General features: G+C 35.4%; 22 protein-coding genes and 8 pseudogenes. 24 read left to right on the top strand and 6 right to left on the bottom strand.

Annotated features, from left to right (window positions below):
- Nucleotides 1–17: 17 nt before the first annotated feature.
- From ACEL90_RS02065 to ACEL90_RS02055, 3 genes and pseudogenes are all read left to right on the top strand, one after another.
- Nucleotides 18–161, top strand: a complete 144-nt coding sequence (locus tag ACEL90_RS02065) for a hypothetical protein (RefSeq protein ID WP_423349147.1) — start codon at nucleotides 18–20, stop codon at nucleotides 159–161.
- Nucleotides 146–1078: pseudogene (locus ACEL90_RS02060) on the top strand (IS5 family transposase). The gene ACEL90_RS02065 and the pseudogene ACEL90_RS02060 overlap by 16 nt, the downstream one beginning before the upstream one ends.
- 7 nt (nucleotides 1079–1085) lie before the next feature.
- Nucleotides 1086–1238, top strand: a complete 153-nt coding sequence (locus ACEL90_RS02055) for a hypothetical protein (RefSeq protein WP_423349146.1) — start codon at nucleotides 1086–1088, stop codon at nucleotides 1236–1238.
- Here the strand turns inward: ACEL90_RS02055 and ACEL90_RS02050 are convergent.
- Both ACEL90_RS02050 and ACEL90_RS02045 read right to left on the bottom strand, forming a co-directional pair.
- Nucleotides 1235–2737, bottom strand: a complete 1503-nt coding sequence (locus ACEL90_RS02050) for a leucyl aminopeptidase (RefSeq protein WP_423349281.1) — start codon at nucleotides 2735–2737, stop codon at nucleotides 1235–1237. The two genes, ACEL90_RS02055 and ACEL90_RS02050, sit on opposite strands and share 4 nt — an antisense overlap.
- A gap of 96 nt (nucleotides 2738–2833) precedes the next feature.
- Nucleotides 2834–3475: a protocatechuate 3,4-dioxygenase gene (locus ACEL90_RS02045; protein ID WP_423349145.1), complete on the bottom strand. Its 642-nt coding sequence runs from the start codon at nucleotides 3473–3475 to the stop codon at nucleotides 2834–2836.
- Nucleotides 3476–3903: 428 nt separating this feature from the next.
- Here ACEL90_RS02045 and ACEL90_RS02040 point away from each other — a divergent pair.
- The 8 genes and pseudogenes from ACEL90_RS02040 to ACEL90_RS02005 form a co-directional block, all read left to right on the top strand.
- Nucleotides 3904–4516 (top strand): annotated as a pseudogene (locus tag ACEL90_RS02040) (DUF6444 domain-containing protein); the annotation flags it as partial.
- Between the two features lie 54 nt (nucleotides 4517–4570).
- Nucleotides 4571–5950, top strand: a pseudogene (locus ACEL90_RS02035) (IS4 family transposase).
- A gap of 52 nt (nucleotides 5951–6002) precedes the next feature.
- Nucleotides 6003–6299, top strand: a pseudogene (locus ACEL90_RS02030) (PD-(D/E)XK nuclease family transposase); the annotation flags it as partial.
- Between the two features lie 442 nt (nucleotides 6300–6741).
- On the top strand, nucleotides 6742–7137 hold the full coding sequence (locus ACEL90_RS02025; RefSeq protein WP_264329422.1) for a reverse transcriptase N-terminal domain-containing protein: 396 nt from the start codon (nucleotides 6742–6744) through the stop codon (nucleotides 7135–7137).
- Nucleotides 7138–7602 (top strand): reverse transcriptase/maturase family protein, encoded by a 465-nt coding sequence (locus ACEL90_RS02020; protein ID WP_423349280.1) that lies wholly within the window; start codon nucleotides 7138–7140, stop codon nucleotides 7600–7602.
- Nucleotides 7484–8485 (top strand): group II intron maturase-specific domain-containing protein, encoded by a 1002-nt coding sequence (locus ACEL90_RS02015; RefSeq protein ID WP_423349279.1) that lies wholly within the window; start codon nucleotides 7484–7486, stop codon nucleotides 8483–8485. The genes ACEL90_RS02020 and ACEL90_RS02015 overlap by 119 nt, the downstream gene beginning before the upstream one ends.
- A gap of 95 nt (nucleotides 8486–8580) precedes the next feature.
- Nucleotides 8581–8880: pseudogene (locus ACEL90_RS02010) on the top strand (hypothetical protein); the annotation flags it as partial.
- A 7-nt stretch (nucleotides 8881–8887) separates the two neighbouring features.
- Nucleotides 8888–9892, top strand: coding sequence for an Mrp/NBP35 family ATP-binding protein (locus tag ACEL90_RS02005; protein WP_007548295.1), 1005 nt, complete (start codon nucleotides 8888–8890; stop codon nucleotides 9890–9892).
- Nucleotides 9893–10090: 198 nt separating this feature from the next.
- Here the strand turns inward: ACEL90_RS02005 and ACEL90_RS02000 are convergent.
- A pseudogene (locus ACEL90_RS02000) lies at nucleotides 10091–11023 on the bottom strand (IS5 family transposase).
- 426 nt (nucleotides 11024–11449) lie between these two features.
- Here ACEL90_RS02000 and ubiH point away from each other — a divergent pair.
- Nucleotides 11450–12598, top strand: a complete 1149-nt coding sequence (ubiH, locus tag ACEL90_RS01995) for a 2-octaprenyl-6-methoxyphenyl hydroxylase (RefSeq protein WP_423349144.1) — start codon at nucleotides 11450–11452, stop codon at nucleotides 12596–12598.
- Between the two features lie 440 nt (nucleotides 12599–13038).
- Nucleotides 13039–14001: an IS481-like element ISWpi4 family transposase gene (locus ACEL90_RS01990; protein ID WP_012673056.1), complete on the top strand. Its 963-nt coding sequence runs from the start codon at nucleotides 13039–13041 to the stop codon at nucleotides 13999–14001.
- A 2-nt stretch (nucleotides 14002–14003) separates the two neighbouring features.
- Here the strand turns inward: ACEL90_RS01990 and pth are convergent, their stop codons facing one another.
- Nucleotides 14004–14552: an aminoacyl-tRNA hydrolase gene (gene pth / locus ACEL90_RS01985; protein ID WP_423349143.1), complete on the bottom strand. Its 549-nt coding sequence runs from the start codon at nucleotides 14550–14552 to the stop codon at nucleotides 14004–14006.
- Nucleotides 14552–15163 (bottom strand): 50S ribosomal protein L25/general stress protein Ctc, encoded by a 612-nt coding sequence (locus ACEL90_RS01980; RefSeq protein ID WP_423349142.1) that lies wholly within the window; start codon nucleotides 15161–15163, stop codon nucleotides 14552–14554. The genes pth and ACEL90_RS01980 overlap by 1 nt, the downstream gene beginning before the upstream one ends.
- A 145-nt stretch (nucleotides 15164–15308) precedes the next feature.
- Between ACEL90_RS01980 and ACEL90_RS01975 the strand changes: the two are divergent.
- From ACEL90_RS01975 to ACEL90_RS01935, 9 genes and pseudogenes are all read left to right on the top strand, one after another.
- Nucleotides 15309–15552: pseudogene (locus tag ACEL90_RS01975) on the top strand (NADH dehydrogenase ubiquinone Fe-S protein 4); the annotation flags it as partial.
- Nucleotides 15550–15750, top strand: a complete 201-nt coding sequence (locus tag ACEL90_RS01970) for a hypothetical protein (protein ID WP_012481961.1) — start codon at nucleotides 15550–15552, stop codon at nucleotides 15748–15750. The pseudogene ACEL90_RS01975 and the gene ACEL90_RS01970, both read left to right, overlap by 3 nt.
- A gap of 87 nt (nucleotides 15751–15837) precedes the next feature.
- Entirely contained in the window at nucleotides 15838–16161 is a 324-nt protein-coding gene (locus tag ACEL90_RS01965) for a hypothetical protein (protein WP_423348614.1), read from the top strand.
- A gap of 8 nt (nucleotides 16162–16169) precedes the next feature.
- The gene (locus tag ACEL90_RS01960; protein ID WP_423348613.1) at nucleotides 16170–16877 is read left to right on the top strand and encodes a reverse transcriptase N-terminal domain-containing protein; all 708 of its coding nucleotides are present in this window, start codon (nucleotides 16170–16172) and stop codon (nucleotides 16875–16877) included.
- A complete protein-coding gene (locus ACEL90_RS01955) occupies nucleotides 16805–17716 on the top strand; it encodes a group II intron maturase-specific domain-containing protein (protein WP_423348612.1) in 912 nt (303 codons plus the stop codon). Before ACEL90_RS01960 ends, ACEL90_RS01955 begins: the two co-directional genes overlap by 73 nt.
- On the top strand, nucleotides 17713–18489 hold the full coding sequence (locus ACEL90_RS01950) for an Rpn family recombination-promoting nuclease/putative transposase (RefSeq protein ID WP_423349134.1): 777 nt from the start codon (nucleotides 17713–17715) through the stop codon (nucleotides 18487–18489). The genes ACEL90_RS01955 and ACEL90_RS01950 overlap by 4 nt, the downstream gene beginning before the upstream one ends.
- Before the next feature lie 178 nt (nucleotides 18490–18667).
- A pseudogene (locus ACEL90_RS01945) lies at nucleotides 18668–19774 on the top strand (IS4 family transposase); the annotation flags it as partial.
- Between the two features lie 82 nt (nucleotides 19775–19856).
- Complete coding sequence (gene tnpA / locus ACEL90_RS01940) at nucleotides 19857–20291, top strand: IS200/IS605 family transposase (RefSeq protein ID WP_423349135.1); 435 nt, start codon at nucleotides 19857–19859, stop codon at nucleotides 20289–20291.
- 176 nt (nucleotides 20292–20467) lie between these two features.
- On the top strand, nucleotides 20468–21214 hold the full coding sequence (locus tag ACEL90_RS01935; protein ID WP_423349136.1) for a hypothetical protein: 747 nt from the start codon (nucleotides 20468–20470) through the stop codon (nucleotides 21212–21214).
- 628 nt (nucleotides 21215–21842) lie between these two features.
- Here the strand turns inward: ACEL90_RS01935 and rhuM are convergent.
- Nucleotides 21843–22109 carry a RhuM family protein gene (gene rhuM / locus ACEL90_RS01930; protein ID WP_423349141.1) on the bottom strand — a complete coding sequence of 89 codons (267 nt, stop codon included), beginning with the start codon at nucleotides 22107–22109 and terminating at the stop codon, nucleotides 21843–21845.
- Nucleotides 22110–22196: 87 nt separating this feature from the next.
- Between rhuM and ACEL90_RS06060 the strand changes: the two genes are divergently transcribed.
- Both ACEL90_RS06060 and ACEL90_RS01920 read left to right on the top strand, forming a co-directional pair.
- On the top strand, nucleotides 22197–22562 hold the full coding sequence (locus ACEL90_RS06060; RefSeq protein WP_425330527.1) for a transposase: 366 nt from the start codon (nucleotides 22197–22199) through the stop codon (nucleotides 22560–22562).
- Complete coding sequence (locus ACEL90_RS01920; RefSeq protein ID WP_425330528.1) at nucleotides 22505–22762, top strand: transposase; 258 nt, start codon at nucleotides 22505–22507, stop codon at nucleotides 22760–22762. The genes ACEL90_RS06060 and ACEL90_RS01920 overlap by 58 nt, the downstream gene beginning before the upstream one ends.

Below are 22762 nucleotides of genomic sequence, written 5' to 3'. Positions count from 1 at the left end.
ATCCGAGTAGCTGCTGTATGAACATTGTCTACCAGATCCCAGTGCTTGACACTGGGATGGCTTTGTTGCATCGCTCAAGTGAAAAGAACTGGCAGTTACTGACAAAATTCATTATAAATAGCCATTTAACTGTTGAAGAAAAAATATGCCACAAAAAATGAGAGTCAGTAACTGCCATGAATATAACAAATTTCTCCAAGAAAGAGGAAGCATTTTTTGTTATATCAATGACGCCATAGAAAAGTGGTACGAGAATGGTCCAAAAATACCAGGTGGCAACAATATTTATAGTGATAAAGTTGTAATTTTGGTGCACATAATAACTTGTTTATTTAGAATAGGCCTGAGGCAAACAGTTGGGTTTATAGCAGGATACCTTGAGCAAATTGGGAAAAATTTGCAAGTTATCAGCTATTCACAATCATCAAGAAGGTTTAAGAAACTTAATATTAAGATAAATGATTGCAGAAAATAATATGGAAGATATCGAAATTGCTATAGATAGTACAGGAATTAGTATATACAACAACACTCCTGGTCATAGCAAAGAAAATAGCGAAGATAGAAAGTATCGCAGCTATGAACAGACAAGAAAATTGCATGTAATGTTGAATACAAACAGCAAAAAAGCCATAGCTGTAAAATACAGTAATGGCTGATCACTATGGAGCTTGTGATTTGCTAAAAGAAGTCGATTTTCAGTATGTCATAAAAGTACTATATGCAGATAGGGCATATGACAGAGAAAAGCTCTATAAGCTGTGTAATCAATATGGTATAAAAACGAAAATTCCTCCGAAAAACAACGCAGCAGAGCATCCAAAGTATGGCTGAGAGAAATTCTGCAGTCAAGCTCATAAAGTCATATGATGAAGATGGTATAAAGAAGTGGAAAAAAGAGATGAGTTATGGAAAAAGATCTTATATAGAAAGTTTTTTCTCGCGACTGAAACAAACATTCGGATTTAGTTTTAGGAATAAATCTGAGATAAATCGAGAAAAAGAACTGCTAATCAAATGCTATTTGCTTAATAAATTCACTGATATTGGTATGGCTAAATTTGAGATAGCTTCATAAATTTATTGTGCGTTACCTACTATCCGAAGAGCGATGCAACAAAGCCCACTGGAATCCAGAAAAAAAGAAATATGTATCAGCTACCTTCATTTGCTGCGCCTCAAAAATAAACGTTCATGTAGCTGTAAGTCAAGCCATAAATCCAGATAAAGATCTTTAATCATTGGCTTCGTAGTACTTTTCAACCAACTTATTAAGTAACCTTACACCAAAACCTACTGCTCCTCTTGGACAAATGTCAGTACCTTTTTCGTGCCAAGCAGTGCCTGCAATATCTAAATGTGCCCAGCAAGTTTCATCCACAAAACGCTGTAAAAACTGTGCAGCCATTATGCTATCTCCGCCAGAGCCCGCAGGAGCGATATTTTGCACATCAGCAATCGGTGAATCAATAATTTTATCGTAAGTTTCATTCATAGGAAAACGCCATAACTTCTCATTTACTTCATTTCCTGCATCAATCAGACGGTTTGCTAATTCATCATTATTTGAAAAAAGACCAGCATATTCGTTATTTCCAAGCGCAACCACTATAGCACCAGTTAAAGTTGCAAGATCAATCATAAATTGTGGTGAAAATCTCTCTTGCGTATACCACAAAGCATCTGCAAGTATGAGCCTTCCTTCTGCATCGGTGTTCAACACTTCTATTGTCTGTCCAGACATTGAAGTTACTACATCACTTGGTCTTTGAGCATTACCACCCACTGCATTTTCTGCAAGTGCGACCACACCGATCGCATTTACTTTTGCTTTTCGTCCTGCTAAAGCATGCATCACCCCAACCACAGCAGCAGAGCCTGCCATGTCATATTTCATCGACTCCATACCACGTGAAGGTTTGAGCGATACTCCACCAGTGTCAAACGTTATGCCTTTACCAACAAAAGCTATTGGCTTTTGTTCTTTAGCAGCTCCATTCCATTTTATCACTACTAATTTTGGTTCTTTACTACTTCCTTGTGCAACTCCAAGCAAGGCTCCCATTTTTTTCTCTTCCATCTGCTTTTTATCAAGCACCTCGATTTCAAGGCCAAGCTTAGTAAGTTCTTTTTTTATATGATCAGCATAGGATTCTGGATATAGAATGTTAGGAGGCTCTGTTATAAAAGAGCGCGCAAGGAATATACTCTCACCTTCTTGCCTTGAGTGCTCAAATGATCTTTCAGCATTACTTAATTGCTCATCTTTTACTAATACGGTAATCTCCTCTACCTCTGTAATTTTCTCATCCTTTTTAGTTTTATACTTATCAAACTTAAAACTACGCAGAAACGCACCATATGCAACATTTGCTGCACTACCTTCGATTAAAACCGCTGCTTTTTTAATTTTTAATCTGCTTAGCTCACAATATATTTTACCACCAATATTTAATTCTTTATTTTCATTCCACTCACCCTTCTTACCAAGTCCAACAACTATGATATTTTTTTCTTCTGGCAAAGTAGTAGAGAAAAATTCACCAAAACTTCCATTGAAATCGCTAAATTGCTTTATGTTATCTATGATCTGTTTTCCTTGCAAAACTCCGCCATCATTTACGGTTTCGTTGTCCTCAAATAAACCCGTTACTATTGTTTTAAAATCGGGCGAAATTTTAGAAATTGTTATTTTCATTGCTGGCATCTCCGTTGCAAATAATTGTAAACTGTACATAAAACACAGCAAAAACATCAGTAAGATATTTTTCATATACATCCTAAGTACAATAACACTTAAGTTTACTATGGACTCCCTTACATGCAAGGGTTTTTATCTTTTATTAGAGAACTTATTATATCCGCCCAAGGTAATGTTAAACGTATAGGTTTTTATGACCTGATCACTGTAAGTAAATGGTGTTATGAGAAGGCTTGCAAGCCCATTACTAACAAAATCTCCAAGAACAGGATCAGCACAATTATCGCAATTATGGTCAACAAAAAACATTTGCGTTGTGAATTCTGGAAAATCTGGATGTTGAACTAGAAAGTTGATATGTGGAGCTCTATCACCAATTTTACCAGGTGCGATTGTAATGAAATTATAATAGCCAAGATTATTCACTACAAATTTTCCTGATCCAGCAAAATTTGGATCATCCTCTATATTCTCATCGTAATGGTTCACGCCGCGTGAATTCGCGTGCCATATAGAAACTACAGCGTTTTGTATTGGTAAACAGTTTATATCAGTAATTTTACCTACTATGTGTATTAATTCTCCTGTTGCACTATTTGGAGAACCAGGTTTCCTTCTTAAATTGTTTGAAGAATTAAAATTTTTTGGCCTTGCATCAAGGTCATATATTTCCGGAGTTTCAATGCAGTTGAGCAAAACAGGATCAGCTGCAAATAGCGGCAAACTGAATACCGTTTGTACTAAAAGCGCTAATAAGATATTTTTCACATTCATTTCATTTATAATAGACTTCTTGCATAACCATATAACAAACTTTTATTGGGAATAGAAACAAAAAACTTACTTGACACCCTTTGCCAGCCCCCCTATCATGAAACTGAAGCTATTTATTTATCTTCGCAATCTGCGGATTAAAACGACAAAGGGAACTTTGTATTTGGCGTAAATCATGCTTAATTTTTTGCACTGTGTGCACCTCATGTCTTTATAAAACCTCTGGGTTTTTACCTAATATAAGCTAAAATGCGCCATTTAAAACATAAAAAAACGCCAACTTAAAAAATGGATAGTGAATAACTAGCTACCCTAGGGTTTCTTTTGCCTTTTTTTCTGTTTAGTAAATTGTATCCGTTCAGCGGAGTGGTAGAATAAGGTAGACAAAGTGATCTAAAAAGATAATCATAGAGCAAAAGTGAGGTAATGTGGTAAACCTTTTAGAACTTTGCAAAAATTTACAGCAAAAAATAGAAAAACTGAAAGCAGAGATAGAAAACTTAAAAGCAGAAAATAAAGCTTTAAAGATAGAGAACGCTGAATTAAAGGAAAGGCTTGGTTTAAACTCGAAAAATTCATCTCTACCGAGCTCTAAAGAATTGTACAAAACAAAAAAGGACAAGCCAAAAAGCGAAAGGAATGTTGGCGATCAGGTTGGGCATAAAGGAAATTTTCATGCTACAATGGAAGCGGATAAAGTAGTAAAAATAGAGTTGCCTAATATTTGCGAATGCGGAGGAGAGCTTGTAATATGCGAAAAACCTTATGTTCACCAAAAAGTTGATCTTCCGGAAATTAGGCCTTATGTAGTAGTTGGAACATGGTCGTTGTCGGAGATGCAGAAAAAGAAAAAGTAGCAAGTTACCAGAAGGTGTTACGCCAGATACATTTGATCCAAGGGTTAAGTCTATAATTGCAGCACTCAGCGGATTTTACAAAAACTCAAAGCGTGAAGTGGCTAGTATCATAAATGACATTTTTAATTTGAACATAAGTGTTGGCAGCATATCAAATCTTACTATTACCCACAAATATAAATGTACTTATAAATAAAGTATTACAATATTAAAGTTTGCAAATATTGAGGGTATAAAAATGGCAAACGAGAGTAATGAATGGGCTAAAAATGAATTTGGAGATGCTGTGCTTGGAGATAAAAGATTAACTGACCGATTAGTAAAGATTGCTGATAGTTTGATGAGTTTACCTGAAAGCTCAATTAATGAGGCATGCGGAAGTTGGTCAGAAGCAAAAGCAGCATATCGTTTTTTTCAAAATGAGAACGTAAAAGAAGTCGATATTCTAGCTTCACACATTGATAAAACAGTTGAAAGAACAAAAGCTCATAAAAGAATTCTTGTGATTCAAGATACAACTTATATTTCATACTCAAGCCATAAGCGGATTGGGAACTATTGCTGGAAAAGGAGCAGTAATGCATACAGCCCTTGCTGTTAGTACGGAAGCTGGGAATACTGGATCAAAAGATTTACTCGAGGCAACTCATTTCTGAAGAAGAAAAAAGACTAAAGAGCCATCGTAACAACGTTCATATTGAGGATAAAGAAAGTATGAAATGGCTAGAAAGTTTAAAGAAAACAAATAATATTATAGATCTGGCCCAAACCGAAGCTATAACTGTATGTGACAGAGAAGCAGATATGCATGATTTTTTTGAACTTGCACATAATCTTAACTCAGAAATTTTAGTAAGAGCTTGCCACAACAGAAATGTAAATAAAAAATTCATGCATACCAGGAACAAGCAAAAATTATGGTCATTTATCCAAGGCCTCCCTTGTGCCGGAAAAGTAGAAGTTGAAATCCCTGCTAGAGATAACAAGCAAAAAAGGACAGCGTTTTTAGAAATTAGATTCGGAAAATTTATCACATGAAGGCCATATAAAATGTAAAGAAGGTCACATAAAATATAAACCGACAGAGTCTACAACTTCACGCAATTCATGTTGTTGAAAAAAACTCTCCTCCCGAAGCAAGTCCTCTAGAGTGGATGCTTTTTTCCGGTCAGTACTTTTGAAGAAGCTGTTGAAAAAGTTAGTTGGTATTGTTTGAGATGGAAAATAGAGATATTGCATAAGATTTTAAAATCTGGTCTCAAAGTTGAGGAATGTAGACTTGGAACAGCAGAAAGATTAATGAGGTATTTAACAGTCATGAGCATTATTGCTTGGAGAATTTTCTTTATTACATCAATTGCAAGAACTAACCCAACATTACCATGTACTGCCTTATTAGCTGAGGAAGAATGGAAAGTTTTATATGTTAAAATACACAGGAAACCATGTCCAAATATAGCCCCTACTATAAAAGAAGCCGTTTCGTGAACTTGGAGGTCATTTAGCAAGAAAAAGCGACCCAAAACCAGGACCAATTACTCTTTGGAAAGGGTGGAGACGTCTCTTTGATCTAGCAGAAGGATGGCGACTTGCTCACGAACCTCATATTTGTGGGTAATAGTAAGGTTTCTAAGGGAGGGAGTAGTAGTAATACTGCTTCCTTACCTGACCAGTTTGCTCGTGATAAAGGTTTTGAGAAACGCGCTCAATACTATGCTGCTAAAGCTTATTCAAGTCAAGCTCACAAAGGTGATCAAGATCTTAAAGGAGTTATTTTTATTGCTATCGCCGATTTTATCTTATTTCCTAACAAGCTGGCTTACAAATCTGATCACGTTACTTTTGATAAAATTACCTATGAACATGATCTCAAAGATTTTAGTTGCACTTTCATCGAACTACCAAAGTTTAATAAGACAAAAGAAGATCAGCTTTCAAATATTGTTGAAAAATGGATTTATTTTTTTAGTGCGACCCTGAAAGTCGTGGTTTTGTGGTGGTTAAATTCCACTTTCCCTAGACATCGGGGATAATGTATATCTCACATTTTAAAGGGTGGCAACCTTTGGGGTGCAAGCATGAGATAAAAGCAGGTAACACTAAACCTCATGGTGAATCCCTGCAAACAGAGTTAGATATGATTACGAGAGGAACCTATGTTTGAATTGTCGTCAAAGCATAGTATGCGAAAAGAGGTTGAACTACGCATAGACCAAAATGGTACGAAGCAAAAGGGGAACTAAAGATTGAAGACTTTAGTTATTGATGTTCCCAGCTTCCGGCAAATAGTAGGAATCTAAGTTTAACGTGAAACGAAGCTATGGAACGGAGTAACCACATAAAAGCTCTTATATTCATTAAATATAAGTAGGTAGCCAACCACAAGCTGCTATGTGGAAGAAGAAGCTAATGCCCAAAGTAATATCTGGGATATGCAGACGTAAACACTTTAATTTGGAAGGTAAAGTGGTGAATAGTAGTGAATATGTTATGGACCAGCAAAAAGCTAGGTATGAATGGAATGGAATTCCTTGGCGAAAGCTGAAGAAATCTTCATTTAAGCTACAAAAACGAATTTACCAAGCTTCTAAATGTAATGACATCAAAAAGATGCATAATCTTCAAAAATTATTGCTCAAATCAACAAGTGCAAAAACACTCGCTGTTAGGAAAGTAACACAGGACAATAGGGGGAAGAAGACTGCAGGTATTGATGGAAAGGCTAATCTTAATCAAAAAGAAAGATTACAACTATCATATTCTTTAGATATAAAAGAAAAAGCAAAGCCATCAAGACGCGTCTGAATCCCAAAACCTGGTAAGCCATCGGAGCATCGCCCGCTTGGTATACCTACTATATCACAAACACTTGTAAAAATGGCTTTAGAACCAGAATGGGAGGCAAAACTTGAGCCAAACACTTATGGTTTTAGACCTGGTAGATCATGTCATGATGCAATTGAAGCCATATTTGATGTGCTAAAACAGAAAACAGCATATGTATTAGATGCTGATATTTCTGGATGTTTTGACAATATTAACCATAATAAACTGCTTGAAAACCACACCAACGTTAAAGAAAATCATAAGAAGATGGTTAAGGGCAGGCGTTATGGAAGATGGAAAGTTTCAATCCACAAAACGTGGTACAATTCAAGGAGGGACGATCTCACCGTTGCTAGCTTGTGTTGCATTACACGGATTAGAGCAACATATCAAAAAAGCATTAACAAACGAACTTTTTCAATGCATGAAAAGAAAATGTGGTAGGATATCGCATAAAAATGCGCAAAAGTCTATTAGTGTAATTTTCTACTGTGATGATTTTGTCGTCATACATGAAAGTGAAGAAATTATTCTTAGGGCAAAAGTTCTAGTTGAAGAATGGTTAGAAACCATTGGACTAAAATTAAAGCCCTCTAAAACAAGAATTTCTCATACATTAAGAACCATTGACGAAACAAAACCAGGATTTGATTTTCTTGGATTTTCAATAAGACAATATCCAACAAAAGAAAGTAAAAAAGGTTACACATTATTAATAAAACCAAGTCGTAATTCTATAAAGCAGCATACATTTGCTATTAAACATAAACTTAGAGAAATGCGTGGGGCGCCACAGGAAGTAATAATAAGGAATCTCAATCCAATAAACAGAGGATGGAGTCAATATTACTCTTCGGTAGTTTCATGTAAAATCTTTAGCTCATTGGATAATACTATACATAGAAAGCTCTGGAAGTGGGCAGTCTTTAGGCACCCAAACAAAGGGAAATGCTGGATAAAAAGAAAATACTTTAAAAAGTATAATAACGATAACTGGCGTTTTATGACAAGTAACAAGATACATCTTATTATACACAGCGATCATGATATTAAACGACATATCAAAGTGCAAAAAACCAGATCTCCATATGATGGTGATTGGGTTTATTGGGGTAAACGTCTGAGAAAAATACCAGATAAGCCATTAAGAGTAATAAAACTATTGAAGTTACAACAAAGTAAATGTGATAATTGTAGACTATGGTTTAAAAGTGATGATACAATAGAAATACATCACAAAGACCGGAATAGACGAAACAACATGATCAAAAACTTATCTTTGTTACATGGACATTGTCACGATGAATTACACAGGAGGTGTGCATGAAAAGCACCAAATTGGAGAGAAGCCGTATGAGGCGCAAAGTCTCACGTACGGTTTTGAAGTCGAGTGAGGAGGGGCGACCTTCTTCACTTAGACAACAATATGCAGATGAAACTACGGAAGAAGACTTAAGGAAAATAGCAGAAAAAGCACCAATAATAAAGTTAGCCTACGATGAATTAGACAGGTTTAGCTGGAATGAAAAAGATTTAGTAGCATATGAAGAAAGAATAATGGATCTGCGGAAAGAAGAAGGCATCCTCGCTAAAAAACTTGATGAGGGAAAGATTGAAGTAGCAAAAAACCTACTTAAGGCTGACATCTCTATTGATATTATCTCTCAGACAACCGGCCTTTCTCAAGCTGAGATTAAACGACTTCAGGAAGAAATCACCTAAAAGGCTAATGATCAACGAAAAAATTGTAAGAGAGAACTTAAAAAAAGTCATAGAGCAAAAAAGCGGTAAAGATGTGATCGCTCTTGGCATAATATCCTCAATTATTATTAAAGGTCAAGATGTTGGTTTTGTGCTTGAAGTTGCCGGTAACACGCAAGCAAATGAAGAATTAAGAAGAAATTGTGAGCAAGCTGTTAAAGCTATACCGGGGGTGACAAAAGTGACCGTGGTTGCTACTTGTCAAAAACAAACTGGGCAACAAAAAGCTAAATTACATATCGAAGGAGTGAAAAATATAATCGTTGTGGCCTCTGGTAAAGGCGGTGTGGGCAAGTCCACAGTTGCGCTAAATCTTGCTCTCTCATTAGCAAAGTTAAAACACAAAGTTGCGCTGGTTGATGCAGATATATATGGTCCTTCAATTCCTAAAATGCTTGGCGCTGAAAAATTAAAGCCAGAAATACAGGATAGTAAAGCAATGCCTATAGAAAAGTATGGACTGCATACTATTTCAATTGGCTATTTTATCGATAAAGATCGTGCAGCAATATGGCGCGGACCTATGATTACAAAAGCACTTTATAGTCTGCTAATGGGAACAAAATGGTCCGATATAGAGTATTTGATAATTGATACACCACCTGGAACTGGCGATGTGCATTTAAGTCTTATGGAAAATTTTAACTTAACTGGGGCGATAATAGTTTCAACTCCACAGGAGCTCTCTTTAATCGATGCTCGCAAAATTTATGATATGTTTACAAAGCTCAGCGTACCGGTTATTGGCATTGTAGAAAATATGAGTTATTTCATTCAAAGCGGCTCAAAAATATACATATTTGGAAAAGACGGTGCAAAAAAAATGTCTGAGGAGCTGGGCATCAAACTTCTAGGCAGAGTTCCTCTAGATCCACAAATATGCCATGCTTCTGATTGCGGAAATCCTTTAATGTTAAGTGAGGATTTGGCAGAGATTTATGAAGACATTGCTCAAAGTATAGTTAAACAATAGAATAAGCGTGAGAAACATGCGAATCAAAGTCCTCTTTTGTTAGTTACAAAATAGACTGCTTGCATAACTATTATTTACATGAAAAATTAGCAGCTTTTGTCATTCCAGCGCGTGACGCTGGAATCCAGAAAAAAAGAAGAATGGATCCCAGTGGGCTTTGTTGCATCACACTTTATGAGATGGTGATTTATGGTAAATTCATGTAACTATCTCAAATTTAGCCATACCAATATCAGTGAATTTATTAAGCAAATAGCATTTGATTAGCAGTTCTTTTTCTCGATTTATCTCAGATTTATTCCTAAAACTAAATCCGAATGTTTGTTTCAGTCGCGAGAAAAAACTTTCTATATAAGATCTTTTTCCATAACTCATCTCTTTTTTCCACTTCTTTATACCATCTTCATCATATGACTTTATGAGCTTGACTGCAGAATTTCTCTCAGCCATACTTTGGATGCTCTGCTGCGTTGTTTTTCGGAGGAATTTTCGTTTTTATACCATATTGATTACACAGCTTATAGAGCTTTTCTCTGTCATATGCCCTATCTGCATATAGTACTTTTATGACATACTGAAAATCGACTTCTTTTAGCAAATCACAAGCTCCATAGTGATCAGCCATTACTGTATTTTACAGCTATGGCTTTTTTGCTGTTTGTATTCAACATTACATGCAATTTTCTTGTCTGTTCATAGCTGCGATACTTTCTATCTTCGCTATTTTCTTTGCTATGACCAGGAGTGTTGTTGTATATACTAATTCCTGTACTATCTATAGCAATTTCGATATCTTCCATATTATTTTCTGCAATCATTTATCTTAATATTAAGTTTCTTAAACCTTCTTGATGATTGTGAATAGCTGATAACTTGCAAATTTTTCCCAATTTGCTCAAGGTATCCTGCTATAAACCCAACTGTTTGCCTCAGGCCTATTCTAAATAAACAAGTTATTATGTGCACCAAAATTACAACTTTATCACTATAAATATTGTTGCCACCTGGTATTTTTGGACCATTCTCGTACCACTTTTCTATGGCGTCATTGATATAACAAAAAATGCTTCCTCTTTCTTGGAGAAATTTGTTATATTCATGGCAGTTACTGACTCTCATTTTTTGTGGCATATTTTTTCTTCAACAGTTAAATGGCTATTTATAATGAATTTTGTCAGTAACTGCCAGTTCTTTTCACTTGAGCGATGCAACAAAGCCCACTGGGATCCAGGAATTTTATTAAGTTGGCAAGCATAAAAATAGCTGTTTTTTGTTAAAATACAATGTTTTGATGATTATGGAAATACTGGATTCCAGTGTCAAGCACTGGAATGACGCCTTTATGTTTGAGGCAAAACCGGCCATAGCATTTAACACACTGCCTTCGCAAAATGTTCGTACAGTTGTTCGTTACGTGCTGGAATGACAAGGTGGAGTGTCTTTAGATGTCATCCAAGTAGCTGACACTGGGATCTAAAAAATTTAATTTATATATAAAGTTTGTTTAAACTATTTTCAAAACAGATAAAATATAATTTTACAATTAGCGTAAATAAAATGAATTATGATGTAATCATTTCAGGTGGTGGGTTACTTGGTCTTATTACTGCCATTGGCCTCAGTTGTGACTTTGTGTCTGTAGCTGTGATTGAAAAAAATAGTCTACCACGTGTAGTAGATGATAATCGAGCATTTGCTATTTCTCAAGGCTCGAAAAAAATATTGGAAAAGTTAGGGATTTGGCAGTTTGTGGAAAGTGAAGCTGAGCCAATACTTGATATATGCATATTAGATGCGGTTACTGTGCATTACAATCATAAAATGGTTAGCGAAGAGCCAATGGGTTATGTTATCAACAATGCTACTATATGGAATGGAATCAACAATAATTTTCTAAATAAACTGAATATATACTCTCCACATTCCTATAAAACAATTGCTTGTGATTCAGGATATGTGGAAGTGATTCTTGATAATAACCAGGAATTAATATCATCGCTACTTATCTGCGCTGAAGGCAAAAACTCTAAATTACCAGAGTTATTTTCTATACCGACAGTGAAATTTGACTATAAACAAAGTAGCATAGTATTTAATGTAAAGCATGAACTGCATCACCAAAACTCAGCTGTGGAGCGTTTTTTCCCTGGCGGTCCATTTGCAATTCTACCGATGAAGGGTGGCTATACTTCTTCGATAGTTTGGACAGAAAAATCTGAAATTTCAAAAATGCTAATGGATCTGTCTGAAGAAGAATTTATTATAGAGCTTAAAAAAAGATTTGGTTCTTATTTAGGAGAGATAAAATTAGAGGGTGAAAGAAAACTTTATCCTTTAAGTTTTGCTTTCGCAAAAAAGTTATATAAGGGTAGAGTTTTACTTATCGGCGATGCAGCACATTCAATTCATCCAGTTGCAGGTCAAGGGCTTAATCTTGGAATTAGAGATGTAGAAAGTGTTATAAAGCACGTAGTTGCTGCAAAAGCGGCTGGTACTGATGTTGGCAGTAGTTATTTATTAAAGAAAATTTCACGTAACAGATACTTTGATAATTTTACAATGGCGCTTGCAACTGATGGATTAAATAGGATGTCTTCCAACAGAATATTCTGCGCTAAAGCACTAAGAAATCTTGGCTTGATTGCAGTTGAAAATTCAAATTTCCTCAAAAAACGCTTCATTCGGCATGCTATGGGGTTTATATAAACCACTATTTTATAGTTAATGCAAGTCAGGTTTCCCACGTCATACCGCCGCGGTATCTTGGCCGCTAACACGTAGCGGGATGACGAATGTATCTGTTTAGCAGTTGTGTTAAAAGTCAATAGAAAAATTGATGTAGCTGTGGATAAGTACTTTTATCTGTATAAACGTGCTTATCCACAGCTATACTGGCTCTTAGATAGAAACAGACAGAGAGTTATATTCCTCAGTAAAAACCCTGTCATCTCTGACTAAAGAGTTAGCAAGAATAAGCAATTTCCTCATGGCAGCAGTGGAAGCAATTTTATATGGCTTTTTATATTGACTATATAATCTAGTAAAGAAAGGTTTGATATAGGAATTAGGGGGGAGGGGGGATGTATGGTCCCAGAGTGTGATGGTATGATAAAATATGAGAAAACAATACCATCAAAGGAGGAATTATGGGACAAATATTACATGGGTGCGCCAAAACAACAGAGACAATTCGTAGAGCAATACAAAACAGTAAAGAGAGCATAGCAAAACTCTCCAGGTACTATAACCTTAATCCAAAAACTATCATTAAATGGAGAAAACGGTCTTTTGCCAAAGACGCTGATATGGGTCCGAAGCATGCAAGATCAACTGTTTTAACTTTAGAAGAGGAGGCTGTAATTGTTGCATTTCGTAAGCATACTCTATTGCCATTAGATGATTGTCTCTACGCTTTGCAAACCTCAATCCCACACTTGACTCGCTCTAGTCTACATCGTTGCTTACAGAGGCACAGCATTAGCAGACTACCAGATGTTGATGGCGAAGTTAAACCAAAAAAGAAATTCAAACAATATCCTATAGGCTATTTCCATATTGATATTGCAGAAGTCAGAACAGAAGAAGGAAAGTTATATTTGTTTGTTGCAATAGATAGAACATCCAAATTTACGTATGTTGAGTTGCATAAAAGTGCTACAAAACCTATAGCTGCTGAGTTTCTACGTAATTTGATTAAAATTTTACCATATAAAATCCACACTATTTTGACAGATAACAGTGTACAATTTACCAACCAAAAACGCCATAAATACGCTTTTCAACATATATTTGATAGAGCTTGTGAAGAAAATGACATTGAACACCGTCTAACAAAAGTTAGCCATCCTTGGACAAATGGGCAAGTTGAGCGTATGAACAAAACTTTAAAGAATGCCACTGTTAAGAAGTATTACTATCAGTCTCACCAGCAACTCAAAGAGCATCTCTATGACTTTGTTATGGCCTACAATTATGCTAAAAGACTCAAAACTCTTAAGGGTCTTACACCTTTTGAGTTTATATCTTTACAGTGGACAAAATCTCCTGAATTGTTCATACTAAATCCACACCATCACACTCTGGGACCATACACTCCCTGTGTTTCGTAATATTATACAGTCAAATTGATAAAAGCTGTATTATCTCCTTGCAGCATTAAGTGTATATTTTTTGCTATTTTTTCCACTAAGGGAGTAACATTATCAAAATTTGAAAATTTTGATAACACATAATCTGCTAAGCTTCTTTGATCTTCAGGTCTACCCACTCCAAATCTCAAGCGCCAATAATCGTTGCTAATAAAACTATCTATGGATTTAAGTCCATTATGTCCAGCAGAACTACCACCTTTCTTTACTTTTATTCTTCCAAGTTCCAAATCAGCGTCATCGTGTATGACAACGATATTATCTAGCGATAATTTGTAAAAGTTTCGTATTTTTGCAACAGAAATGCCTGAATTATTCATAAATGAATAAGGCTTTATTAACATGACTTTATTATCATTAATTACGCCAGAGGTTATTAGATAATCGGCTTTTTTAGAGAACGACTGGAAATTCCAATATTTGCAGATTGCATCAACGGTGATGAAGCCGATATTATGATGAGTTAGCTCATATTGACTGCCAGGATTACCAAGCCCAACTATCAGGTGCACTATTCCTCTGTTTCTGCTTGAGGTTCTTCAACGTCACTATCGGCAGCAGAAATTGTAACAATGGTAAAATTTTCTTCTTCATGAGCTACAAATTTAACACCTTCTGGTAATTTTACATCATTGATATGTATAGATTGGCCAATCATTTTGCCGGATAAATCAACCTCTATAACCTGAGGTATTTTATCAGGAGAGCATTTAACAGCAATAGAACGACACAAAACATTAAGCACTCCACCTAACTTGATCCCTGGAGCTTTACTTTCATTCACAAATGATAGAGGTATGTCTATTTTAATTTCGCTGCCTTTATTAACAAATTGAAAATCAACATGTTGCACAGTATCCTTTACTACATGCAATTGGATATCGCGAACAAGAGCATATTCCTTTTTGCCCGAAATATTCAGCTCTATCAAATGTGCAGAAAGAGAACCTGATTTATATTGCTTCGTGAATTCCTTTGCAGACAATGTCAAATTTACATTATTATGGCCCTTTCCATATATGATTCCAGGGATGTTTCCTTTCTTCCTTAGAGAATGCATCGCTTTTGTTTTTGTTATATCACGTAACTCTGCATTAATTGTTACTATTTCCTGTTGCGTCATCGGTTACTCCTGTTTAGCTAATCCTTTTAATATAATTTAATAATAATATAACATAAAAATATTTATTTCAAACTTCATTCTTTCATACTAATTGTTTGTGAAAGGATTTATTTGGATATATATTTAAGCTTATTTAACAAGAACTATGGGCATTGACGATAAAGTAGTTTTTAGGATTTATAGACCAACAAGAACTGCAACACAATCTGGTTTAGGTAATACAAATTTCTGGCACCTAAAAATTGAATCTGGCTCTTACTACATTGAACCTTTGATGGGGTGGGTTGGCTCAAAAGATCCAAAAAAACAGATTGTATTAAAGTTTGATTCTCTTGAAAAAGCAGTATTCTACGCAAAAAAAACGCAACGTTAAATACATAATTGAGATGGTGCGACCTGAAAGTCTTCGGTCATATTGTTTAAAAGGAGAGGAATTCATTCAGAAAGAAACTGAAAGGATTCTAAAACTTATTAAACCAGATGTTTTGCCATCTGAGTCTACGCATCAGTGCGAATCGGGCAACCGGTTGGTGCCAAGCGATGCGGACAATGAACCTCCTCTTGAAAAAGAAGATGCTCAATCGTGAGAGGAGCATAAACTACAAGCATCATGTGGTTGGAGAGCTAGGCTAGTGGTATGGTGAACGTAAGTGAAACTTCAAAGTATCGTAATTATGAAGGAGCTAAAGATGCTGATAAGCTCTAACCAAAAAGGTAATGTGACATTTCTCATTTCTAGATGTACGCAAATCACCGGTATAGAGAAGTCACCTAACCCACTGTTGTATGACAGAAGGAACAGGGTAAGCCTGTATTTTCGCCTACATGGCAAGCAAACCGCAAGGAATGCTGACGGAAGTGCAGGTAAAGGAGAATGGAGAAAGCGAATGCCATTTTGTAACGAAATGGATAGAATTTGTAACATTAATTCGCGTGAAAACGAGCAGACTTCCGTTTGGTCCCTCGTGACAAGAAACTTTGTTAACCACTTAAGGTAGGAAAGCAGATGATTACAAGTAAACCTGTAAGTGCATCTACCGAAAGCTTTGAAGCATGGAAGCAGTTGCCATGGAAGAAATGCCAGAAAGTTATTGTGAGGCTACAAAGACGTATTGTTAAGGCTGTCCAAGAAGGAAGATGGGGTAAGGTAAAAACTTTACAACATCTTCTCACACGCTCTTTTAGCGGAAAAGCTTTGGCTGTTAAGAGAGTAACTGAAAACCAAGGAAAAAACACAGCGGGTGTAGATCGTCAACTATGGTCAACTTGCAATGCTAAATTTCAAGGAATAAAGCAGTTAAAGCAAAGAGGATATAAACCTTCTCCGCTAAAACGGATTTATATCAGTAAATCTAATGGCAAAAGAAGACCTCTTGGAATACCATCGATAAAAGATAGAGCCATGCAAGCATTATATCTGTTTGCTCTGGAACCGATAGCTGAAACAATCAGTGATCGTCACTCCTATGGCTTTAGGCCTAAAAGATCCTGTGCAGATGCTACAGTAGCTTGTCATTTGTTACTGGCAAGTCGTAATCAACTACAATGGATACTTGAAGGTGATATCAAAGGATGCTTTGACAACATTAATCATGAATGGCTTATGAAGCATATTCCTATGGAGAAGAAAATTCTGCATAGTTGGTTAAAAGCTGGCTTCCTAGAATCGAAACTCTGTATCCCACAACTGCAGGTACCCCGCAAGGTGGTATAATTTCTCCAATACTAGCCAATTTAGCCTTAAACGGACTTGAAAAGTTATTGGAAAGTCGATTTGGTAAACTCGGCAGTAGAAGAAGAAACAAAATCAGAAGTGGAGTGAACGTAATCAGATACGCAGACGACTTTATTATTTCAGGTTTCACACATGAAGTACTGGAAAATGAAGTTAAGCCTTTAGTATCATCTTTTCTTCATGAGCGAGGTTTAATTCTTTCAGAAGAAAAGACAAAGATTACATCTATCACAACAGGGTTTGACTTTCTTGGTTGTAATGTACGTAGATATAATAAGAAGTTAATTATTAAACCTTCGAAAGAAAGTATTAAAAGACTTCTTAATAAAGCACGTACATTGATAAAAGCAAATATAGCGAACACTCAGGCTATAGTAATTAAGTCACTCAACTCTCTACTGAGAGGATGGGGAAATTACTATCACCATGTGTGTGCTAAAAAAGCGTTTAGAAAGGTCGACAATGAAATTTGGCATAGTTTATGGAAATGGGCAAAGAAAAGACATCCTCGTAAAGGATTACGTTGGATAAAGAATCGTTACTTCAAAGTAATGGGTCAACGCCGATGGGTCTTTGCTGCACCCATATGCAAGAACAAACCAAAAGAGATACGGTATTTAAGACTGCTTAAGCTGATTGATATACCTATCAGACGACATGTTAAAATCAGAGCGGATGCAAATCCCCTTGACTTAAAATGGAAAAAGTATTTTGATGAGAGAGTGAAACGAACAAGAATGTTAGCAAGCTCTTTCTCAAGAGAAGGTTCTCTACTGTTGGTGTCACCATTAAGAATGATGTTTCCTGAGGAATCATGAAGGACAAGCCGGTTCTAGAAAAGAAGAACTTAGATAAGGGGCTCAAGCGTAGTGTGGGGAAACCTGCACGCTGCGTTTCTAAGGGAGGGGGTAGTAGTAATACTGCTCCCTTACCTGACCAGTTTACTAAGACTAAAGGCTTCGAAAAACGTGCTCAATATTATGCTGCCAAAGCCTACTCAAGTCAAGCTGATCAAGGTGATGATTATCATAACCTCAAAGAAATTATCTTTATTGCTGTTGCTGATTGTATTATTTTTCCAGATAAGGCTGAGTACAAATCTAATCATGTCATCTTAGATCAAAATAGCTTTGAACATGACTTAAAGGATTTTTACTTTGTATTCATAGAACTACCTAAATTTACAAAGACAAAAGAAGACCAATTGGAGAGTATAGTTGAAAAATGGTGTTACTTTTTTCGATATGCAGCAGAAACAAACGAAGAAGACCTAGATAAAATAGTTGGTAGTGACGTAATAATAAAACGAGCTTATGAAGAGATGAATAAGTTTAATTGGTCAGAAGAAGAGTTACTAGCATATGAACAAATGAAAAAACGCATAATGGATGAGATTGCTGCTTTAGCTCAAAAATTTGATGAGGGTCTTAGGATTGGAGAACAAAGAGGCATCCAAATTGGCCGTGAAAAAGGTAAAATTGAAGGTAAAATTGAAGTTGCAAAAAACTCACTTAAGGCCGATGTCTCTATTGATGTTATCGCTGAAATAACCGACCTTTCTTTAGATGAGATCGAAAAGTTAAGAGACTAACTTAGCTTTATCCTTAGTCAAATGACCTTGAATAGAAGTATTACTTAAATAACTTTTAGGCTCTAAAGGGAATGTTCAAAAAAGCATACGCGTCAAGTTAAGAAGAAGTGAGGTAAAGAAAAGAAAAAGAAGATATAAGTTCTCTTAAATTTAACAAAGAAAACGGAGAACTTATACAATGAAAAGAATAATTTGCATCTCAAAAAAGCTCAAAGAATTTTTTAATGAAAAAGCAGATAAAATCTCAGCTACAACAGGGTTCATAAAAAGAAAGAGGAAGCTAAAAGGCTCGTCGTTCATAAAAGCCATCGTTTTGGGTAATATAGGGGTTGATAATTGTAGTATAGAGACAATGTGTCAATTATTGAATGAAGACTCGATAAATATAACAAAACAAGTTTAGATTTACCAAGGAAGCAGTGGAATTCATGAAAAGAATGTATTTTAACGTTACTTAAAAATACCTTACAAGTTGATTGCAGAATCTTGAAGCACTTTGGAGGTGTTAAATTATTAGACAGCAGCTATACCTAACAGTATGGAAGACATATATAAAGGTTATGGTACCAGCTACAGTGGTTATGAAAGCAGTACTAAGTCTGGAATAAAGTTACAATTAGTTTCTGACTACCTAAACCAGACATTAGACCAGCTTAATATAACTGAAGGAATAAGGTCAGATCAGGGTTATAGAAGCCATTTAAGCAATATATCGAGCAACGATTTACTAATATCTAATTTGGGTTATTTCGTGCCAAGTTCTTTTGAGCAGAGCAGGAGCTTATTTTATCAGTCGTTGATACAAATATATATGATATAGAGACAAGTCAAAAAATAGATTTACTAGAACATTTGGGAGATCGATCTTTTCTAGAACAGGAGGTATTGTTAGGAAAAGAGACAAGGGTTAAAGTGAGAATTATATTTAAAAAACTAACTGAATATGGCTAGAAGAAGAAAGGCTAATAGGTTAGCAAGATCACATGGATACACATCTTCTCAAAAGAACCAAAAGTTACTAAATTGGTCGATATTTATAACTAATGTTCCAAAAAGTAAGATTAATGCTGAGCAAATACTAGTAGTTTACCGAATAAGATGGCAAATTGAATTATTGTTCAAATTATATAAGAGTAATATAAGGCTTGATAAGCTGAGAGGAAAGCCATACAGAGTATTATGTGAGCTATATGCCAAATTGTGTGCAATTCTTATATTTCATGGGATAGTGGGTTGCACAGAACTGAAAAAAAATACGGAGCTTAGCTTAACAAAGGCATTTATTGTCCCAAATTTGGGAGAAAAACCCTGGACTTGAAGTCCATCCTTTCAAGAATATAATTTTAAGGTAAAAAATTTGAAAGAATGTGGAATATTATAGAAAAAGCAGTCACTCTGTATATGAATGTACATACCACATAGTGTGGATAACAAAATATCGATATCCAGTATTAGTTGGAGATATTGGGCAGAAAACTAAAGAAGTTGTACAAGAAGTATGTGCAAATAATCAGGTAGAAATTATCAGAGGTAGAGTTGCGTCAAGTCATGTACATGTATACGTTTCTGTACCCTCATACTTAAGTATTAGTAAGTTAGTGCAGTTAATAAAAGGAAAAAGTTCCAGAAAAATCCAGCAAAACTTTCCAGAGTTGAGAAAAAGATACTGGGGAAAACACTTATGGGCAGTAGGCTACTTTGTCAGGACTAGCGGAAACGTAACTGATGAAATGATAAAAAATTATATTGAAAATCACTCTAAAAAAGAAGATAAATTTGGTGACTTTCAAGTCGAAAGTTAGCATTCTATGCTCTCTCTCAATCTTTGGATTTTAATCCATAGTGGTTGAATTAAGTTTTCAAACTGATAAATGATGTTGATCTTTATTTACCTTGAAATTCCATTTTTACTATAGACTTGCTGCAAAAGTGTAAAAGATGGTAAAGTATGAAAAAGAGAAATAAAAAGTGAGGGAAAATGAGTCTGAATTACCATAAAGCAAGTAAACACCCGAGAAATTTTCGAGATGTAACGGGATTGAAAATAGAAGAATTCGAAAAAATCTTGGAAAAATTCGTCCAGAGTCATCTGCAAGTGCTTTCTGCAAAGAAATTCGAATCACTACGTGCTTACTCACGTTCTCATAGAGAAGGTTATTTTGAGGGTAGGTTCTCAGAACAAATGGGTAACGTTAGGAACTTACATCAATTTGCAGATGAATTGATGAATGCTGAGCCTAATTTTGGTAATGATGGTAATGTGAATGGTGAGTACAGGGCTAGGTATGGAGTTTTATTTAATGAGATTTCTCGTCTGTTGTCTCCGTTATTAAATGGAAACCGTCTACTCGTGAATAATGAAGCTAAATTTCAGGCTTTGTTGCGTGGGATATTTCAAAGTTGCGATAATCCTGCCAAGGTAATTATTGAGTTCCAGCTACAGAGAGGAAGGAAAATAGACCTAGTATTATCGCAATCTGCAGAAAATGGCGACACTCACCCAATTGGAGTAGAATTAAAGTATGCTAGGACTGCAGAACAAGTTGAACGAAAAAGAGTGGAGGCAGATAGACAGTTAGGTGAATATGAATCTTGCGGAGGATGCAAGCGTATTACTGGGGGAGATGCGATGGTTTTGTTATACGCTATATTAAATGCTGTAGGGCAAAGACAGAATCTGATATCAATTGGTGGTCTTCGTGAAACACGTGAATTTTCTAGATAATTTTGTAACTAATAAAAGCACTAGAGATAAGGTTGTTTATGGATAGAATGTATATATCAAGCTCTAGGGTGCGTTTGGGTAAGATTGGAAAAAAAGCAAATTCTTCGAGCAAAAAAATTAGATTTGTGTTTTCTTAAGTTCAAATTAACTTCATAAAGTTTGTATAATTTATTGTCAGAGTTTTTTTTATTCTCTTTTTACTGTATAACTTTGAGTTTTCGTAGTTAAACTAGAAATTTTAGTCTAATGCTTTAAATTTTTTCAGAGAAGGTAAAAACACATTTTTAAGCTAGGTGGTAATTTTTAGGATATCTGTATAGTCAGGCTTATAACAGACCTTAAAGCTCAAATAAAAGCTATTCTTAAATCACCGTAGAAGAAAGAAATTTTTTCAAAAAAACTGTTAACGCAAAGAGGAGACGAAGATTTAAATTTTGGGTTTTATGTCTCCATGTTGATGGGCAAAACTAGAGCTGTACCTTTTAACGTTTATACTCTGGCTTTAAAAAATAGTGCCTTTTACCCCAAACTTTTATTTATTAAAAAACTGTAGTTGCAAAGAAAATTTCTGAAACCTAAAGAACAAATAGATTTTTTTATGATTTCTTTACCTTTACAAGATTCAGCCCTAAGTTTTTACACTTTTTTGATCAAGACTTTTCTTTTCTTCTACCAATTTATCAAAGTCTGACTTGTATGACTTATCCTGTGTTTTTCTAAACACCTCATATTCTTTTGTAGCTAGGGCAATTGCTACTTCATGAGAGGTTTTGCCATAATTCTGTAATATATCTTGCTCATTAAATCTTAAAAATGCATCAAGTTTCTCTTTCCAATCCTTCATATACATTACTTTACCCCTGGTAGCTTGAAACTCTGCGTAATCTATATACATATTTACTATCCTGTTTAGCTGAGAGCCTGTCTTAAAAAGAAATGAGAAAGAGAATATGATGAGATAAGTAAAAAATAGGAGGGTAAGGTGTATCCAAGTGATATAAGTGACAAAGAATGGGAAATTTTGGAGCCAAGTGTTGCACAAGGTGCAGTAGGACTGCTAAGAAAGCACAATATTAGAACAATTATTAATGCAATAAGATACATAATGAAAGGTGGTTGCCAGTGGAGAATGCTGCCAAAAGATTTTCCGCCGTGGAAAACGGTGTATGATTATTTTCTCAGGTGGCGTAATAGTGGCAAATTGGAAGAAATACATGATATGTTAGTAAAAAAGGTAAGAAAAATGGTTGGCAAAAATGAAATACCTTCGGTAGGAATAATTGATAGTCAATCAGTGAAAACCACTCAAAAAGGGGATCCAGAGGATATGATGCTGGCAAGAAAATAAAGGGTAGAAAACGTCATATCATTGTGGATACAATAGGCCTGATTATTACAGCTGATGTTCATAGTGGAGGCATTCAAGATCGTGATGGTGCTCTAAATCCTTTTACTCAAGCTAAACGAAAAGCTCCAACGCTACAAAGGTTTCTCGCTGATCAGGGATATATTGGTAAATTGCAAAATTACTGTTTATTGAAAACATGA

It is taken from the genome of Wolbachia sp. wLmal, from assembly GCF_049435495.1.
In the GTDB taxonomy this organism is placed as follows: domain Bacteria; phylum Pseudomonadota; class Alphaproteobacteria; order Rickettsiales; family Anaplasmataceae; genus Wolbachia; species Wolbachia pipientis.
This window is presented reverse-complemented; position numbering and strand designations above follow the sequence as displayed.

Coding starts and splice junctions, on each gene's coding strand:
- ACEL90_RS02005 (WP_007548295.1), top strand. CDS start 8,888: ATGATCAACGAAAAAATTGTAAGAGAGAACTTAAAAAAAGTCATAGAG.
- ACEL90_RS01960 (WP_423348613.1), top strand. CDS start 16,170: ATGATTACAAGTAAACCTGTAAGTGCATCTACCGAAAGCTTTGAAGCA.
- ACEL90_RS01990 (WP_012673056.1), top strand. CDS start 13,039: ATGGGACAAATATTACATGGGTGCGCCAAAACAACAGAGACAATTCGT.
- ACEL90_RS01970 (WP_012481961.1), top strand. CDS start 15,550: ATGGTGCGACCTGAAAGTCTTCGGTCATATTGTTTAAAAGGAGAGGAA.
- ACEL90_RS01935 (WP_423349136.1), top strand. CDS start 20,468: ATGAGTCTGAATTACCATAAAGCAAGTAAACACCCGAGAAATTTTCGA.
- ACEL90_RS02025 (WP_264329422.1), top strand. CDS start 6,742: ATGCCCAAAGTAATATCTGGGATATGCAGACGTAAACACTTTAATTTG.
- ACEL90_RS01950 (WP_423349134.1), top strand. CDS start 17,713: ATGAAGGACAAGCCGGTTCTAGAAAAGAAGAACTTAGATAAGGGGCTC.
- ACEL90_RS02050 (WP_423349281.1), bottom strand. CDS start 2,737: ATGTACAGTTTACAATTATTTGCAACGGAGATGCCAGCAATGAAAATA.
- ACEL90_RS01965 (WP_423348614.1), top strand. CDS start 15,838: ATGAAGGAGCTAAAGATGCTGATAAGCTCTAACCAAAAAGGTAATGTG.
- rhuM (WP_423349141.1), bottom strand. CDS start 22,109: ATGTATATAGATTACGCAGAGTTTCAAGCTACCAGGGGTAAAGTAATG.
- ACEL90_RS02065 (WP_423349147.1), top strand. CDS start 18: ATGAACATTGTCTACCAGATCCCAGTGCTTGACACTGGGATGGCTTTG.
- ubiH (WP_423349144.1), top strand. CDS start 11,450: ATGAATTATGATGTAATCATTTCAGGTGGTGGGTTACTTGGTCTTATT.
- ACEL90_RS02045 (WP_423349145.1), bottom strand. CDS start 3,475: ATGAATGTGAAAAATATCTTATTAGCGCTTTTAGTACAAACGGTATTC.
- ACEL90_RS01980 (WP_423349142.1), bottom strand. CDS start 15,163: ATGACGCAACAGGAAATAGTAACAATTAATGCAGAGTTACGTGATATA.